Here is a 14,795-nt window from a genome sequence, read left to right on the forward strand (position 1 = left end):
GCGGCCTCAGTAGAGGCGCCCGCCCTTGGGCACGTCGAGCGAGGGGCCGATCAGCACGACCTCGCCATCCGCGTCCGGCACACCGAGGGTCAGCACCTCCGACATGAACTTGCCGATCTGGCGCGGCGGGAAGTTCACCACCGCCAGCACCTGCCGGCCCGGAAGGTCCTCGAGCCGGTAGTGCCTGGTGATCTGCGCCGATGATTTCTTGCGACCGATCGTGCCGCCGAAATCGATCACCAGCTTGATCGCCGGCTTGCGCGCTTCGAGAAAGGGAGCGGCCTCGACGATGGTGCCGACACGGATGTCGACCTTCAGGAAATCATCGAAGCCGATCTCTGCGGCGATCTCGGTAGGCTCGCTCAAAATTCCTCCCAGCCGCGATCGCCGCCATTGGCGACCTTGCGTGCGGCGCTGCCATGAGTCTGGACGGGCGCGGCGGCCCTCGCCGGGCGCGGCGCAGGCGCCGCAGCCTTTGCCATCTTGCCCGCCATCGTCTTCAACGCAACCACGTCACCGCTGAGCCGGAAGCGCCCGACCAGCGCCGCGAGCCTGTCGGCTTCCTGGGCGAGTGCCTGCGAGGCTGCGGTCGATTCCTCGGCCATGGCGGCATTCTGCTGGGTCGCCTGGTCCATCTCGTTGACCGCGGTGTTGACCTCCTGCAGCCCGGTCGCCTGCTCCTGGGCGGCCGAGGCGATCTCGGCGACCAGCGAGGTGACCCGGGTGATCTCGCCGGACATGCGGCCGAGCGCGCTGCCGGTCTGCCCGACCAGCGACACGCCCTTCTCGACCTCGATGGATGAGGCGGTGATCAGGCCCTTGATCTCCTTGGCCGCCTCGGCCGAACGCTGCGCCAGCGCCCGGACCTCGGAGGCGACCACCGCGAAGCCCTTGCCAGCGTCGCCGGCGCGTGCCGCCTCGACCGAAGCATTGAGCGCGAGCAGGTTGGTCTGGAAGGCGATCTCGTCGATGACGCCGACGATCTGCGAGATTTCCTCGGCCGATTTCTCGATACCGCCCATCGCTGCGACCGCATCGCGGACGATCTCGCCGGACTGCTCGGCCTCGCCCTTGACCTGGCTCGTGGCGAGGCTGGCCTGGCGCGCGCCCTCGGCGGTCTGGCGCACGGTCGCGGTCAACTGGTCAAGCGCGGTCGCGGTCTCCTCGACCGAGGAGGCCTGCTGCTCGGTGCGGCTGGCAAGGTCGTCGGCCGCCTGGCTGATCTCGCCAGCACCGGCCTTCATGCTCTCGGTGTTGGTCGCAATCTGGCGCATCGTCTCTTCGAGATGCACCATCGCCGCGTTGAAGTCGTTCTTGAGCTTGGCATATTCGGCGCTGAAGGAAGCCTCGATGCGGTAGGTCAGATCGCCCTCGGTCAGGCGCTCCAGCCCGGCGCCGAGTGCATCGACGACGACGGCCTGCTTCTTCGCCTCCTCGCCACGCTGCGCCTCATTGAGATTGCGCTGCGTATCGGCAGCCCGGCGCTGCTCGCCCGCATCGGCTTCGGCCTGGGCCTTCTCGGTCTCGACCTGCTGCTTCATCAGCGCCGCGTCACGGAAGACGACGAGCGCGCGAGCCATGCTGCCGACCTCGTCCTGGCGTTCCTGATAGGCGATCGGTGCCTTGAGGTCGCCGGCCGCCAGCGCGCTCATATTGCCGGCGATCGCACGCAGCATCCCGGAAGCGCGGCGGCTCAGCGCGACGACCAGACCGAGCAGCAGCAGTGCCAGCGGCACCAGCACGATCGCGACGTCCTTGATCAGGCCGTAGAAGGCCACGTCGACGGCGTGGACGTGCATGCCGGTGCCGATCGCCCACTGCCATTTCGGCACGCCGGCCACGTAAGAGATCTTCGGCGACGGGTCCTTGTCGCCGCCCTTCACCCACATGTAGTCGGCGAAACCGGCGCCCTTCAGCCGCGCCGTGTCGGTCAGTTCCTTGACGAAGAGCTTACCGGTCGGGTCCTTGAGCGCCGACATGTCGGTGCCGACCAGCTTCGCGTTCGCATGGGCGATATTGGTGCCGTCATAACGGATGACGAAGAAATAGTTGCCGTCGTCGAAGCGGGCATTGGCAATCGCGTCGAGCGCGAGCTTCTGCGCGTCGGCGTCCTTGAGTTCGCCCTTCTCCACCTTCGCCACGTAGGCGTTCACCGTGGAGGCTGCGGCCTCGACCGCATTCTTCACCTCGGCCCGCTTGAGGTCGAGCATGTCGATGCGTGCCTGCCGGAGCGTCACGGCAACGCTCGCGACCGTAACGACCGCAGCCAAGATCGCGACTAGCCCGAATGAGCGGCTGATCGACAGCGCAGTAAGCTTCTTCATCAACGACATAGCCGCCCCTTGCGAACGTGATTCTCGAAATTCGCAAGAAACGGCTAATGCCTGCTTAACGATGCCACGATTTTGCCACAATCACAAGTTGCCTATCGCAACCAGTGATTGCACTCAAATTGCCGGGGCGTAGTCGTCACCTTCCTCGCCGCGCATGCGCTCTCGCCGCGGCGTGCGCCGGACGCCCGAGCAAAGCGAACGGGCGAGCCCGCGCAGCGGCGCCGTCAGCCGGTGGACATCCTCGACGCGCGCCATGATCTGACCTGCCGTCTTCAACTCGCGGTCGAGCTTCGCCATTGTGCGTGACAGCTCGGGCTCGTCATCCTCCAGCCAGGTGTCGAGCACGCGCGCCATCAGCAGCGTCGCCCCCCTGACACGGACGGAGCCGAGATCGTCCTCGGTCGGGATTCCGGCCGAAGCCAGCAGATAGCGCCAGGAATTCGCGGAGTTGCGCCCGAGCGCGGCGAGCGCCAAGGGCTGGCGCCGCAGATGCGGCATCAGCGCCTTCAGGCCGGCCTTGTAGGGCGCCAGCGCGTCGAGCCGGCGCATCACAAGATCGAATACGCGCTCCTTATAGGATTCCTCGGCCAGGTCGTCGGAGCTGCCCGCCAGCACGGCGTCGTCGAGGATGCGGCCGAGGCCACCGAGGATCGCGAGCTTGGAGGGGAAGAGCCCACGCAATTCGCCCAGGCTGATTCCGGCTTCGCGGGCGATCGCCGGCAGTTCGATCTCGCCCCAGCTCTGCGTCGCGGCCAGCCGGAACAGGGCATCGACCACGGCGCGCCGCGGATCGGGCTTCGCGGCGGGTTTCTCGGCGTCCGGTGAAACGGGTTTGCGCGCCATCGGGGTCTCTCCTGTCGCGAACTGATAGGAGAGAAGCTAGGGCGTCACCCCGGCACTTGAAAGGCCGCCTCAGCCGGAAAGCTCTTCGGCGCGACGTTTGGCGGCAGCGACCGCGCGTCGCATCAGCGGCGCAAGGCCGTTGTCGGCCATCAACACTTCGAGCGCGGCAGCCGTCGTGCCACCGGGCGAGGTCACGTTCTGGCGCAATGTCGCCGGCGGCAGGGGCGATTGGAACAACATCTCGCCGGCGCCCTCGATCGTAGCGCGCGCCAGCCGCTCGGCGAGATCTGCCGGCAGGCCGGCGGCAGTCCCGGCCGCGGCGAGGCACTCGACCATGTTGAAGACATAGGCCGGCCCGGAGCCCGAGACGGCGGTGACGGCATCGATCAGCCCTTCATCCGAGAGCCACTCGACTTTGCCGACCCCGGCGAGCAGCGCATCCGCCAGCTGCCGCTGTACGTCGCTCACGCCCTTGCCCGCCGCAGCAGCTGTGACACCACGCCTGACCGAGGCAGGCAGGTTCGGCATGGCGCGGATGATCGCGCCGGCATTGGGCAGGCGGGCCGAGAGGTCGCCGAGCGTCTTGCCGGCGAGGATCGAGATCAGCAGTGTCTTCGGGCCGATCAGCGCCTGGACGGCCGGCGCGGCCGTGTCGAGCATCTGCGGCTTGGTCGCCAGCACCACGACCTCGGCAGGCGCCGCGGCGGCGGGATTGACGGCCATGCCCTCGGCAGCGGCGAGGGCTTGCATGTCATCCGAGATATGCGGGTCGATCAGCGTGATCCCCGCCCCTTTCACGCCAATGCGCAGCCAGCCCTCCAGCATGGCGCCGCCCATCTTGCCGGCACCGACGAGGGTGAGGGTTTGCGGAAGCGGGCTGGGCATGGCGTCTCTCCGGTCGATGCGCGGTTACGCACGGACCTGAACCGCCAAGCGCGGCCCGGGTCAAGCCCGGGCCCAGCCAGGATTCACGCTTCGCCGACCGTCTCCAGCAGCGCGCCTTCGAGCGCCTCGCGCGCGTTCTTGCCGGCCCAGACCACGAACTGGAAGGCCTGGTAATAGCGCTCGCAGGCGTCGATCGCCGCCTTGATCAGCCCGGCCGCCTGCTCCTCGGTCGGTTCAGCTCCACCCGAGAGCAGAAGCGCGTGGCGGTACATCACCACGTTCTCGCGACTCCAGAGGTCGAAATGCCCGAGCCAAAGCTGCTCGTTGACGAGGCTGACGAGGTTCATGACCTCGTTGCGGCGCCGGTCCGGCACCTTGAGGTCGAAGGCGCAGGCGATGTGGAGCGACTCCACTTCCGAGAGCCAGGTGATCGCGACGTGGTAGTCGGCCCAGCCGCCGGTGACAGAGACGGAGAGTTCGTCATCGCTGTCGCGATCGAAGCTCCAATCGTTCAGCGCGGCCAGGCGTTCGACGAGATCGAGGGGGTTAGAGGGGCGTTCGGTATCGGCGTCCAGGTCAAGGTCCATCATGCCCAAGGTCCAACAGCCGGCGTCTGACCTTCAAGGCAGGCGCGGCTTGTCTGAGAACGGGTACACGGCGACTGGAAAAGCGTAAGGCACACAACCCGACAAGAAAGCCGCTGGGCGGCCTTCACTCCGTCGAACCACCCCTTGAGGCAGGGCCGAGCGACGAATCACCTCTCTTCATCGACGATAGCGCAGGCCGGTTAACCCGCCCACAACGCGATGCAGACTCTGCGGATTCGGACGTCGGCTCAATCCCTTCGCGCGACTGTCCACAGCGCGCACCGGAATGGGCTCACTCTTTTGCCGCGCGCGCCTCGAGCGCCGCCAGCCGGGCAGCGAGCTTGTCGTTCTCCTCGCGCGCCAGCAGAGCCATCTCACGCACCGCCTCGAATTCCTCGCGCGTCACAACATCGAGATCGCGCAGCAGCCGCTCGATCTGCGTCTTGACCACGGTCTCGACCTCGCGGCGCACGCCCTGCGCCGCGCCGGCCGCATCGGTCGCCAGCCGGGCGATGTCATCGAGGATACGGTTGGACGTGCTGACCATCGAAGCTCTCCGGCGGGCGCCCCATGCGCCTCTGCCGGGAGATATGGCGAAGGAGCGTCCACAGCGCAATCACCGTGGCGCGACGGGCTCGTTCCGGCCCTCGCCTGCCCTATCTGGACCTGACCGATCGTTGCGCCTACAACGAGCGCCGCAGGGAAGACCAGCAATCCAAGCCCAAACAATGGGCGGGAGGCGTCATGTCGGTTCGTTCTTACGGCCTCGTTATGGGGCCGCTCGTCGCGCTTGCGCTCGCAGGCTGCCAGGAAACCACCACCGCCGCACGGCCGCGCGTCGACGCGCCGGGCGTCCCGGTCTCGGTGCAGAGCATCTCCGGCGCGCCCGACCAGGTGACGGCGCATTTCGCCGGCCTGCTCGGCGAGGCCGCGGCTGAGCGCAAGATGGAGATCGTTCCCGGCGACAAGCCGGCCCGGTTCCGGGTGCGCGGCTATCTTACCGCCCAGCCGACCGAGGACGGCCAGACCGCCCTCGCCTTCGTCTGGGACGTCTATGACGAGAGCAAGAAGCGCGCCCAACGCGTCCAGGGCGAGAGCCTCGGCCGCCGCGGCGGCAGTTCCGACCCCTGGGCCGGCATCGACCAGACCATCGTCGCCAAGGCCGCGTCCGAATCGGCCGACGCGATTGCCAGCTTCCTGACGACGGCGCCGGTGCCCGAGCCGAAGCCTGACGCAAAGAGCAAGACGCGCACGGCCCAGGCAGCTCCCGACAAGAAGCGCTAGAAGCCAGACCCTCGGCATAGGCACGCCCGCGGGGCGCGCATACCACGGAATATCCCGCGCAACGTGCATCACCTCGGTGCGGTGCAGCATTTGCGTGGGGAAGCCGCGCCTCTTTGGTCGACTCGACGTCATCACGCTGTTATGAGCCCTTCGAAACTGAGCCGCCCCCGCTCGGACGGCTCGCCTTGACCCGCGTTTCTGGTGCGCCCGGCATGCCCTCTACCTTCAAAGTCGTCGCCGGCAATTCCAACCGCGCCCTCGCCGAAGCCATCTGCGGCCATCTCGACGTCCCACTCGCCCGGGCCCAGGTCCGGCGCTTCGCGGACATGGAGATCTTCGTCGAGATCCAGGAGAACGTCCGCGGCCAGGATGTCTTCATCATCCAGTCGACCTCGTTCCCGACCAATGACCACCTGATGGAGCTGCTGATCATCACCGATGCGCTGCGCCGTTCCTCGGCCAGGCGCATCACGGCGGTGATCCCCTATTTCGGCTATGCGCGGCAGGATCGGCGCGCCTCGGGCCGCACTCCGATCTCGGCCAAGCTCGTCGCCAACCTGATCACCCATGCCGGCGTCGACCGCGTGCTGACGCTCGACCTGCATGCCGGCCAGATCCAGGGCTTCTTCGATATCCCGACCGACAACCTGTTCGGCGCGCCGCTGATGGCACGCGACATCAAGGACCGGCTCGACTGGAAGAACGCCATGGTCGTCTCGCCTGACGTTGGCGGCGTCGTCAGGGCGCGCGCGCTGGCCAAGCGCATCGATGCCCAGCTCGCCATCGTCGACAAACGCCGTGACCGGCCGGGCGAGTCGGAAGTGATGAACATCATCGGCTCGGTCGAAGGCCGCTCCTGCATCCTGCTCGACGATATCGTCGATTCCGGAGGCACCCTGGTGAACGCCGCCGAGGCCCTGCTCGATCAGGGCGCCAAGGAGGTCTACGCCTACATCACCCACGGCGTGCTCTCCGGTGGTGCGGTGGCGCGCATCGCCTCCTCCAAGCTGAAAGAGCTGGTGATCACCGACTCGATCATGCCGACCGAGGCGGTGAAGGTCGCACGCAACATCCGCGTCATCTCGATCGCCGGGCTGATGGGCGAGGCGATCGAGCGCACCGCGAGCGAATCGAGCGTCTCCAGCCTGTTCGACTGACGGGAGCAGCGTAATGACCGCCGCCACGGCCAGCGCGGACCGGGCTCTCGTCCTCTTCTCCGGCGGCCAGGATTCCACCGCCGCCCTGGCCTGGGCGCTGGCGCGCTTCGCCGCCGTCGAGACCGTCGGCTTCGACTACGGCCAGCGCCATCGCATCGAGCTTGCCTGCCGCGAAACGATCCGGACCCGGCTGCCTGGGCTATCGCCGACCTATGCCGAACGGCTGGGCGCGGATCATCTTCTCGATCTCAAGACGCTCGGCGCGATCTCGGACACTGCGCTCACCAGCGAGAGCGAGATCGCCTTCACCGATGCCGGCCTGCCGACGACCTTCGTCCCCGGCCGCAATCTGATCTTCCTGACCTTCGCCGCGGCGCTGGCCTATCGCCGCGACTGCAAGCACATCGTGCTTGGCGTCTGCGAGACCGATTATTCCGGCTATCCCGATTGCCGCGACGACACGATCAAAGCGATGCAGGTCGCGCTCGGTCTCGGGCTCGACCGCCGGTTCGTCCTGCACACGCCGCTGATGTGGCGCGACAAGGCGCAGACCTTCGCCCTGGCGAAAACGCTGGGCGGCGAGGCCTTGCTCGACCTTGTGGTCGAGGAGAGCCATAGCTGCTATCTCGGCGATCGAACGAAACGGCATGCTTGGGGCTATGGCTGCGGCCATTGCCCGGCCTGCGACTTGCGGGCAAGAGGCTTTGCGGCCTATGAGGCCGCGCCGAACGATAGCGGACCGAACCATGACGATTGATCGGCAACGCCGTACCGAGGGCCTGATTGCGCTGGCCCTCTTCACCCTCACCATCCCGCTCGCCAACTGGCTGATCGGCAATGCCGGCACGGTCTGCGTGCCGGATGGCCCCTGCCTCGTCCCGGTCGCTCCTGGGATCAAGGCACCGAGCGGCGTGCTGATGGTCGGCCTTGCACTCGTCCTGCGCGATATCGTTCAGCGGCGCCTCGGCCCTCTCGCTGGCCTCGGCGCGATCGCGATCGGCGCCCTGATCTCCGGGCTGCTGGCGCCGCCGGCCATCGTCCTGGCCTCGACGACGGCATTCCTGCTCTCCGAGCTGGCCGACTTTACGATCTATACCCCGCTCCAGCGCCGCAATTTCGTCGCCGCCGTCGCGGCCTCGAGCGTGTTCGGCCTCGTCGTCGACAGCTTCGTCTTCCTCTGGCTCGCCTTCGGCAGCCTCGACTTCCTGACCGGCCAGATCATCGGCAAGGCCTGGATGGTGCTGCTGGCGCTGCCGCTGATGCACCTGCTGCGTCGGCGTGACGAGCGGATCGGGCTCGCTCCCGCCTGAAGATCGCAAAAGCCGACAATTCGATTTAAGGGGGAAACCGCGGTTTCACGCCCCTGCGGCATGATGGCGCCTCCCGTCCGCCGAGTGCCACGATGCGCCGTCACGATTCCGTCGAGCGTCTGCAATCCCTGCAAAACGCCATCCTGGAATCGATCGCGCGCGGCGAGGAACTGGCGGCGATCATGACCACGCTCTGCGAGCAGGTTGAGGCGCTTGCGCCTGGCGTGGTCTGTTCCGTCGTGACTATCGACGACGAATTCCGGCTGCGCGCTCTTGCTGCCCCCAGCCTGCCGCGTTCCTATGGCGAGGCGATCAACGGCACGCCGATCGGCCCGCGCGTCGGCTCCTGTGGCACGGCGATCTATCGCAAGCACCCGGTCGAGGTGACCGACATCGCCACCGACGCACATTGGGAAGATTATCGCGAGCTCGCGCTACCGCTCGGCCTGCGCGCCTGCTGGTCGAGCCCGATCGCAGCGCGCGACGGCCGGGTCGTCGGCAGCTTCGCATTCTATTATCGCGAGCAGCGCGGCGCGACGCCCTTCGAGCGTCGGATCGTCGAGACCTGCGTCCATCTCTGCGCCATCGCGATCGAGCACGAGGAGGTCAACGCCCGCAATCACCGCCTCGCCTATTTCGATACGCTGACCGGGCTGCCGAACCGGGCCCGCTTCAATGAGGCGATCGCCCAGGCAACGAGCCGGTCCCGGTCCGGCTTCGGGCTGATGTTGATCGACATCGACCACCTCAAGGCAATCAACGATACGATGGGTCATGCCGTCGGCGACTTGCTGATCGAAGCCGTCGGCTCGCGGCTCGCTGCGGTGGCGCCAGATGGAACCGCATTCAGGATCGGCGGTGATGAATTTGCCGTCCTCCTGCCCGGCTGCGACAAGGCCGGGCAATTGCGCGGCGTGGCCAGCGCCATCCTCGCCGCAATGCAGGGGCCGCTCGATTGCGAGGGGACGACCATCGTCCCCAGCGTCACGATCGGCGGGGCCATCGCCGGGGAAGACGGCGCCGACAGCATCACCTTGCGGCAGAATGCCGACTTCGCGCTCTACCATGCCAAGGGAACCCGGCGCGGCGGCTATGTCCGTTTCAAGGGCGGCCTGCGCACCGCGATGACCCGCCGCATCCAGACGGTCCGAACCGTGGACGAGGCGCTGAGCGCGGGGCGCCTCATACCCTACTATCAGCCGATCATCCGGCTCGACACCGGCGAGATCGCCGGCATGGAAGCCCTGGCGCGACTGCGTCTGGACGACGGCCGCGTCGTGGCGGCCGGCGAATTCCAGGATGCCCTGCTCGACCCCAAGCTCGCTTATCGCATTTCGGGCCAGATGCTGGCGGCGATCACGGTCGACATGGCGCAATGGCTGCGCGAGGGCCTGCCCATTCGCTATATCGGCATCAACGTCACCTCCGCCGACTTTCAAAAGGGCGACCTTGTTCAACGCATCGTCAGGGCCTTCGAGCGGGTGCAGGTTCCACTGGAGCACCTGGTCGTCGAGATCACCGAGCAGGTGATCATGGGCGGACGCCGCGACGGCGTCGCGCGCACCATGGCAGGCCTTCGCGAGCGCGGCATCCTGGTCGCGCTCGACGACTTTGGCACCGGTTTCGCCTCGCTCACTCACCTGCTCGACTTCCCGGTCGACGCGATCAAGATCGACCGTTCCTTCGTTGGAAGCATCGATGGCGGAAAGAGAAGCGGCGCGATCGTCGAGGCGCTCATCGGCATCGCGGGCCGGCTCGGCATGCGGCTCGTGGCGGAAGGCATCGAGAGCGAGGGCCAGGCGCGGCGCCTGGCCGCGATGGGTTGCCCGCTCGGCCAAGGCTACCACTATTCGCGGCCAATGCCGGCCGAAGCAGTCGCCGCCTTCGTTCGCAGCTTCGCCCGGCCGACGCCTGTCGCCATGTCGCGCTCTGCCGCCACGGCCGCCTGAATCGGCCTGCGGGCTTGAGATTGTCCGCGGTTTCGCCTATGAGCCTGCTCGCGTCCCACTGACACCCTTGGAGGCAGGGACGCGAACCGCAATGGCCGCCCGCTGGCGGCCATCTCTTTTAAAAAGCTAAGGATCAAACACATGACCGCCGTGAAGCAGATTCAGGCTTCGGCGCGCGCCCAGGTCGGCAAGGGGGCCGCCCGGGAAGTTCGTCGCCAGGGCCTCACTCCCGCCGTGATCTATGGCGCGGGCGAAACGCCCCTGGCCATCGCGCTCGATGCCAACAAGACCCGCCAGATGATCTATGCTGGTCACTTCCTGACCACGCTGTTCGAGATCGACGTCGACGGCAAGAAGACGCGCGTCATCCCGCGCGACTACCAGCTCGACCCAGTCAAGGATTTCCCGATCCATGTCGACTTCCTGCGCATCGCTGCCGGCCAGACCATCAAGGTCGAGGTTCCCGTGCACGTCGTCGGCCAGGAGCAGTCGCCCGGCTTGAAGAGCGGCGGCGCCCTCCAGATCGTCGAGCACTCGCTCGAGATCGAAGTCGCCCCCGAGAGCATCCCTGAGTTCATCGAGGTCTCGGTTGCCGGCCTCGAGGTCGGTGATACGCTCCACAGCAACGCGCTCAAGCTGCCGGCGGGCGTCAGCCTGACCTCGACGAAGGATCGGACCCTGGTCACGATCATTCCGCCGACGGTCGAGGCCGAGGAGCCTGCCGCTGCCGAGGGCGAAGCCGAAGCCGCCAAGGCCTGAGCTTTACGTTCCCTGCGGAACGAACGCTTGCAGACGGCCGGGCATGCCCGGCCGTTTTGCTATGACAACCGGTGCGGGACCGAACCATGCTGATCTTCGCCGGCCTCGGCAATCCGGGCTCCCGCTACGCCCGCAACCGCCACAATATCGGCTTCATGGCAGTCGAGGCGATCGCTCGCGCTGCCCGTGCCGCGCCCTGGCGCGCCCGTTTTCAGAGCCATGCCTGCGAGGCGACGATCGGCGACGAGAAGGTGCTGCTGCTCATGCCGCAGACCTACATGAACGAATCCGGCCGTGCGATCGGCGAAGCCGCGCGCTTCTTCAAGGTCGCGCCGGCCGATGTCATCGTCTTCCATGACGAGCTCGATCTGCCGCCGGCCAAGCTGCGCGTGAAGCTCGGCGGCGGCAATGCCGGCCATAACGGCCTGCGCTCGACCACAGCCGCGATCGGCAACGAGTATCGCCGGGTCCGGATGGGCATCGGCCATCCCGGCGACAAGGCGCTCGTCCACCCCTATGTGCTGAACGATTTCGGCAAGGCTGAGGAGGCCTGGGTCGAGGATCTCTGCACCGCCTGCGCCGACAATGCCGCCCTGCTCGCCGCCCATGACGATGCCGGCTTCCAGAACAAGGTCCACCTGTTCATGGAAGCGCGCGGCCACGGCGCGGTAAAGCGCCTCGGCGAGAGGGCGGTGGACTAGACGTCATTCAATAGGCGGCCGGCCACTTAGTGTCGGGCATTGCCAGCCGCCCGAAACCTGTCGAGCGTCTGCATGGCGAGGTCGGCGAGCGCCGTCAGCCTTGCTTTCGGGATGTCGTCGCGAGCCTGCACAGAGAGCCCGTGCATCACGGCGGTCAGGTAGTCTCCTAATACCTGCGCATCGGTGTCCGGCGCGAGTTCGCCATGCCGCACCGCCCGTTGCAGGCGCTCGATGATCGATGCCGTCTGCTCGCGGCGGCGCTCGGCCAGCCAATCGCGCAGCACCTCATTCTCCGTTGCGCAATTCGTGGCCGCTGTCACGACCATGCAGCCTTGGGGCTTTCCGAGCCGCGTATAGGTTTCGATCGCCTCCTTGAGGATCCTGGCGATTGCCTCTCGCGCCGTTGGCTCGCCGGCGAGCGCGCGCGCGACGAAGCCGCCCTCATTCGCCTCGTAGAAGGCGATCGCCTCGCGAAACAGCGCCTCCTTCGAGCCGAACGCCGCATAGATTCGCGCCGAGGCAATGCCCAGGCAGGATACGAGGTCGGCCATCGAGGTGCCTTCATAGCCCCAGGTCCAGAAGGCGTCGCGCGCCTTCTCCAGCGCTTCAGCACGATCGAATTCGCGAGGTCGGGCCATTGGAATCTCAATTCTTGATCGATCAACAAATAATTCCGTTGACAGCCATGCGCAAGGCCTCATTCTTTGTCGATCAACAAAGAATCATTCATGGAGGTCATCTTGAGTGCATCGGACCAGGCTGCGGCGATCGGCGCGGCACGATCGGACGGAGGAAGCGGCGCGGGCAGAGCGGGCACATTGGCGCTACTCGCCTTCGCTCAGCTCATCATCGCGCTCGATCTCAACATCGTCTTCGTGGCGCTGCCGGAAATCGGCGCCGGACTCGGTTTCTCGAACCAGACGCTGCAATGGGTCGTCAGCGTCTACACGGTGTTTACCGGCGGCTTCCTGTTGTTTGGTGGCCGCGCAGCCGACCTCATCGGCCAGCGGCGCATGTTCATCTTCGCCCTGTGGCTCTATGCGCTGTCATCGCTGCTCGGCGGTCTGGCGTGGAGCCCGGAGGTCATCATCATCGCCCGTGCGGTCCAGGGCATCGGCGGGGCCTTCCTGTTCCCGGCGACCCTGTCGCTGGTCAATCGGTTGTTTGCCGAAGGCCCGGAACGCAACCGGGCGCTGGCCGTCTGGGGCGGCGCCGGCGCCAGCGGCCTGACCATCGGCTCGCTGGCCGGTGGCATTCTCACCGGTGCTTTCGGCTGGCCCTCGGTGTTCTACGTCAATGTCCTTCTCGCCGGGATTGCGATCCTGGCCGCCTTCTTCGTCATCCCGCGTGATCCGGCGCGGCACGAACACCGCAGCTTCGATCTAGCCGGCGCCCTGACGGTCACGGCGGGCGCGACGCTCCTTGTCTTCGCTCTCGTACAGGGGCCCGAATTCGGCTGGCGTTCGCCGAGCATCCTGTGGAGCCTCGCACTGTCCGCCATCTCCCTCCTCGCCTTCGTCGTCATCGAAGCCCGGAGCTCGGATCCGCTGATGCCGTTGCGCCTATTCCGCAACCGCAGCCTGGTCGCAGGCATGGCGATCACCTTTCTTTACATGGCGACGTTCGGCACGCTCCCCTACTTCCTGACGGTGCTGTTCCAGAACGTGCAGGGCTTCTCGGCCCTCCAGACCGGCCTGGCGTTCCTGCTGCCCTCGGTCGCGATCGCTGCCGGCACGCAGCTCGGCGCGCGCTGGTCAACGCGCTTCTCGACCCGCTCCAGCCTGATCGGTGGCATGATCATCGGAGCGATCGGAACTGCGCTGATGATACCGGCCACGACACCGGAGAGCAGCTATCTCGCACTCGTTCCGGGGTTGATCGTATCGGGCATCGGTCAAGGTATCGTCTGGACGGCGATGTGGATCGCCGCGGCCTCCGGAGTCCGGCACGAGGAGCAGGGCGTCGCCTCGGGCATGGCGTCGACGACGCTAAATGTCGGCAATGCGATCGGCCTTGCCGTACTGATCGCGGTCGCGAACCGTCAGGTCGGTGGACTGAGCGGGACCGCCCTGAACAACGCCGTCACGGAGGGCATGCAGCTCGCGTTCTGGCTTGCCGCCGCGGGGATCGTCTTCAGCATCCTGATCGCGCTGGTGTCGCAGCCAAAGGCCTCCGATCCGGAGCCATGACGCCGATGAGCGGCGCGGCCAAGACGAATCCGCGCCGCGAAGACTGGGCTGGGGGCAGACCGTCGAAATCTGCCCCGCCCGCAGCTAGGGCATCGACCCGCCGGCCTCCGTCCGCCCAAAGCCAAATCAGGCCCGCATTCGCGGCTTAGAGCGGCAACTGCACGCCCTGCTTGGCGATCGTGACACGGCTGCTGAGCAGGCTACCATCGGCCTGCCGGCTCGCCGTCATTGCCACCTGCGCCCCGGCGACGAGGTCACTCGCCTGTGCGGGTGCTGCCATGATGATGTTCGCCTCAGGCGGGACCGCGATCTTCTGCTCGCCGCCGGGATAGGTCAGCGTGACGCTGCCGCCTTCGACCTGCGAGACCGTCTCGGCCACCGTCGCGTTCGTCATCGTCGAATCCGGCAGGACGCCCCAGGGCTTGTGGCCCTCGCCCGTGCCCCGCATCGCCTCGGGAAAGATGAAGACCTGCACGGCCATGAGCGCGCCACCGGCCTGCGGACGGGCGCCGACGCCGATGAAGCTTCCCTTCTTGATCTCGGCCATCGAGGCCTTGACCACGGCACCGACCGAATAATTCGGCCCAAGCGCGACCGTCGTCACCGTGCCCTCCGGCGTCTTCACCGTCAGGGACTGGCCCTCGAGACGCTCGACCGTGCCGCGGATACGGCTCTGCGGTGTCTGCGCCTGCGCGCCAGCTGCGAAGACCGTGACGAGGCCGATGAGCACGAGGGAGGCGAGGCGCATGGAGCAACTCCGGTAGCCGATCTTTCTGTCGTGCTTCACTCGTGCCCGCT

Annotated in this window: 16 protein-coding genes; 8 read left to right on the top strand and 8 right to left on the bottom strand. The window is 66.9% G+C overall.

Annotated features, from left to right (window positions below):
• Window positions 1-6: 6 nt before the first annotated feature.
• The 6 genes from ACSQ3M_RS13820 to ACSQ3M_RS13845 all read right to left on the bottom strand — a co-directional run bounded on the left by ACSQ3M_RS13820 (window position 7) and on the right by ACSQ3M_RS13845 (window position 5,195).
• Window positions 7-369, bottom strand: coding sequence for a tRNA-binding protein (locus tag ACSQ3M_RS13820; RefSeq protein WP_436150966.1), 363 nt, complete (start codon window positions 367-369; stop codon window positions 7-9).
• Window positions 363-2,324, bottom strand: coding sequence for a methyl-accepting chemotaxis protein (locus ACSQ3M_RS13825; RefSeq protein WP_436150650.1), 1,962 nt, complete (start codon window positions 2,322-2,324; stop codon window positions 363-365). The genes ACSQ3M_RS13820 and ACSQ3M_RS13825 overlap by 7 nt, the downstream gene beginning before the upstream one ends.
• Before the next feature lie 123 nt (window positions 2,325-2,447).
• Complete coding sequence (locus ACSQ3M_RS13830) at window positions 2,448-3,176, bottom strand: TetR/AcrR family transcriptional regulator (RefSeq protein WP_436150651.1); 729 nt, start codon at window positions 3,174-3,176, stop codon at window positions 2,448-2,450.
• A gap of 69 nt (window positions 3,177-3,245) precedes the next feature.
• Window positions 3,246-4,061, bottom strand: a complete 816-nt coding sequence (gene proC, locus ACSQ3M_RS13835) for a pyrroline-5-carboxylate reductase (protein WP_436150652.1) — start codon at window positions 4,059-4,061, stop codon at window positions 3,246-3,248.
• An 83-nt stretch (window positions 4,062-4,144) separates the two neighbouring features.
• Complete coding sequence (locus ACSQ3M_RS13840; protein ID WP_436150653.1) at window positions 4,145-4,651, bottom strand: YbjN domain-containing protein; 507 nt, start codon at window positions 4,649-4,651, stop codon at window positions 4,145-4,147.
• A gap of 289 nt (window positions 4,652-4,940) precedes the next feature.
• Window positions 4,941-5,195, bottom strand: a complete 255-nt coding sequence (locus ACSQ3M_RS13845) for an accessory factor UbiK family protein (RefSeq protein ID WP_436093783.1) — start codon at window positions 5,193-5,195, stop codon at window positions 4,941-4,943.
• Between the two features lie 197 nt (window positions 5,196-5,392).
• Here ACSQ3M_RS13845 and ACSQ3M_RS13850 point away from each other — a divergent pair, with 197 nt between their 5' ends.
• The 7 genes from ACSQ3M_RS13850 to pth all read left to right on the top strand — a co-directional run bounded on the left by ACSQ3M_RS13850 (window position 5,393) and on the right by pth (window position 11,808).
• Window positions 5,393-5,932: a hypothetical protein gene (locus ACSQ3M_RS13850; protein ID WP_436150654.1), complete on the top strand. Its 540-nt coding sequence runs from the start codon at window positions 5,393-5,395 to the stop codon at window positions 5,930-5,932.
• Between the two features lie 212 nt (window positions 5,933-6,144).
• Window positions 6,145-7,089, top strand: a complete 945-nt coding sequence (locus ACSQ3M_RS13855) for a ribose-phosphate pyrophosphokinase (protein ID WP_284172832.1) — start codon at window positions 6,145-6,147, stop codon at window positions 7,087-7,089.
• Window positions 7,090-7,102: 13 nt separating this feature from the next.
• On the top strand, window positions 7,103-7,846 hold the full coding sequence (gene queC, locus ACSQ3M_RS13860; protein WP_436150655.1) for a 7-cyano-7-deazaguanine synthase QueC: 744 nt from the start codon (window positions 7,103-7,105) through the stop codon (window positions 7,844-7,846).
• Window positions 7,836-8,399 (top strand): VUT family protein, encoded by a 564-nt coding sequence (locus tag ACSQ3M_RS13865; RefSeq protein WP_436150656.1) that lies wholly within the window; start codon window positions 7,836-7,838, stop codon window positions 8,397-8,399. Before queC ends, ACSQ3M_RS13865 begins: the two co-directional genes overlap by 11 nt.
• A gap of 92 nt (window positions 8,400-8,491) precedes the next feature.
• The gene (locus ACSQ3M_RS13870) at window positions 8,492-10,348 is read left to right on the top strand and encodes a putative bifunctional diguanylate cyclase/phosphodiesterase (protein WP_436150657.1); all 1,857 of its coding nucleotides are present in this window, start codon (window positions 8,492-8,494) and stop codon (window positions 10,346-10,348) included.
• Between the two features lie 141 nt (window positions 10,349-10,489).
• Window positions 10,490-11,107 carry a 50S ribosomal protein L25/general stress protein Ctc gene (locus tag ACSQ3M_RS13875; protein ID WP_436150658.1) on the top strand — a complete coding sequence of 206 codons (618 nt, stop codon included), beginning with the start codon at window positions 10,490-10,492 and terminating at the stop codon, window positions 11,105-11,107.
• 86 nt (window positions 11,108-11,193) lie between these two features.
• Entirely contained in the window at window positions 11,194-11,808 is a 615-nt protein-coding gene (pth, locus tag ACSQ3M_RS13880; protein ID WP_436150659.1) for an aminoacyl-tRNA hydrolase, read from the top strand.
• Between the two features lie 26 nt (window positions 11,809-11,834).
• Here the strand turns inward: pth and ACSQ3M_RS13885 are convergent, their stop codons facing one another.
• A complete protein-coding gene (locus tag ACSQ3M_RS13885; RefSeq protein ID WP_436150660.1) occupies window positions 11,835-12,446 on the bottom strand; it encodes a TetR/AcrR family transcriptional regulator in 612 nt (203 codons plus the stop codon).
• A 102-nt stretch (window positions 12,447-12,548) separates the two neighbouring features.
• On the opposite strand from ACSQ3M_RS13885, the gene ACSQ3M_RS13890 reads away from it, so the two are divergent.
• Complete coding sequence (locus ACSQ3M_RS13890; protein WP_436150661.1) at window positions 12,549-13,997, top strand: MFS transporter; 1,449 nt, start codon at window positions 12,549-12,551, stop codon at window positions 13,995-13,997.
• 145 nt (window positions 13,998-14,142) lie between these two features.
• Here the strand turns inward: ACSQ3M_RS13890 and ACSQ3M_RS13895 are convergent, their stop codons facing one another.
• Window positions 14,143-14,745 (bottom strand): hypothetical protein, encoded by a 603-nt coding sequence (locus ACSQ3M_RS13895; RefSeq protein ID WP_436150662.1) that lies wholly within the window; start codon window positions 14,743-14,745, stop codon window positions 14,143-14,145.
• Between the last annotated feature and the right edge of the window lie 50 nt (window positions 14,746-14,795).

Source organism: Allobosea sp. LjRoot90 (assembly GCF_964254315.1).
Classification (GTDB): Bacteria; Pseudomonadota; Alphaproteobacteria; order Rhizobiales; family Beijerinckiaceae; genus Allobosea.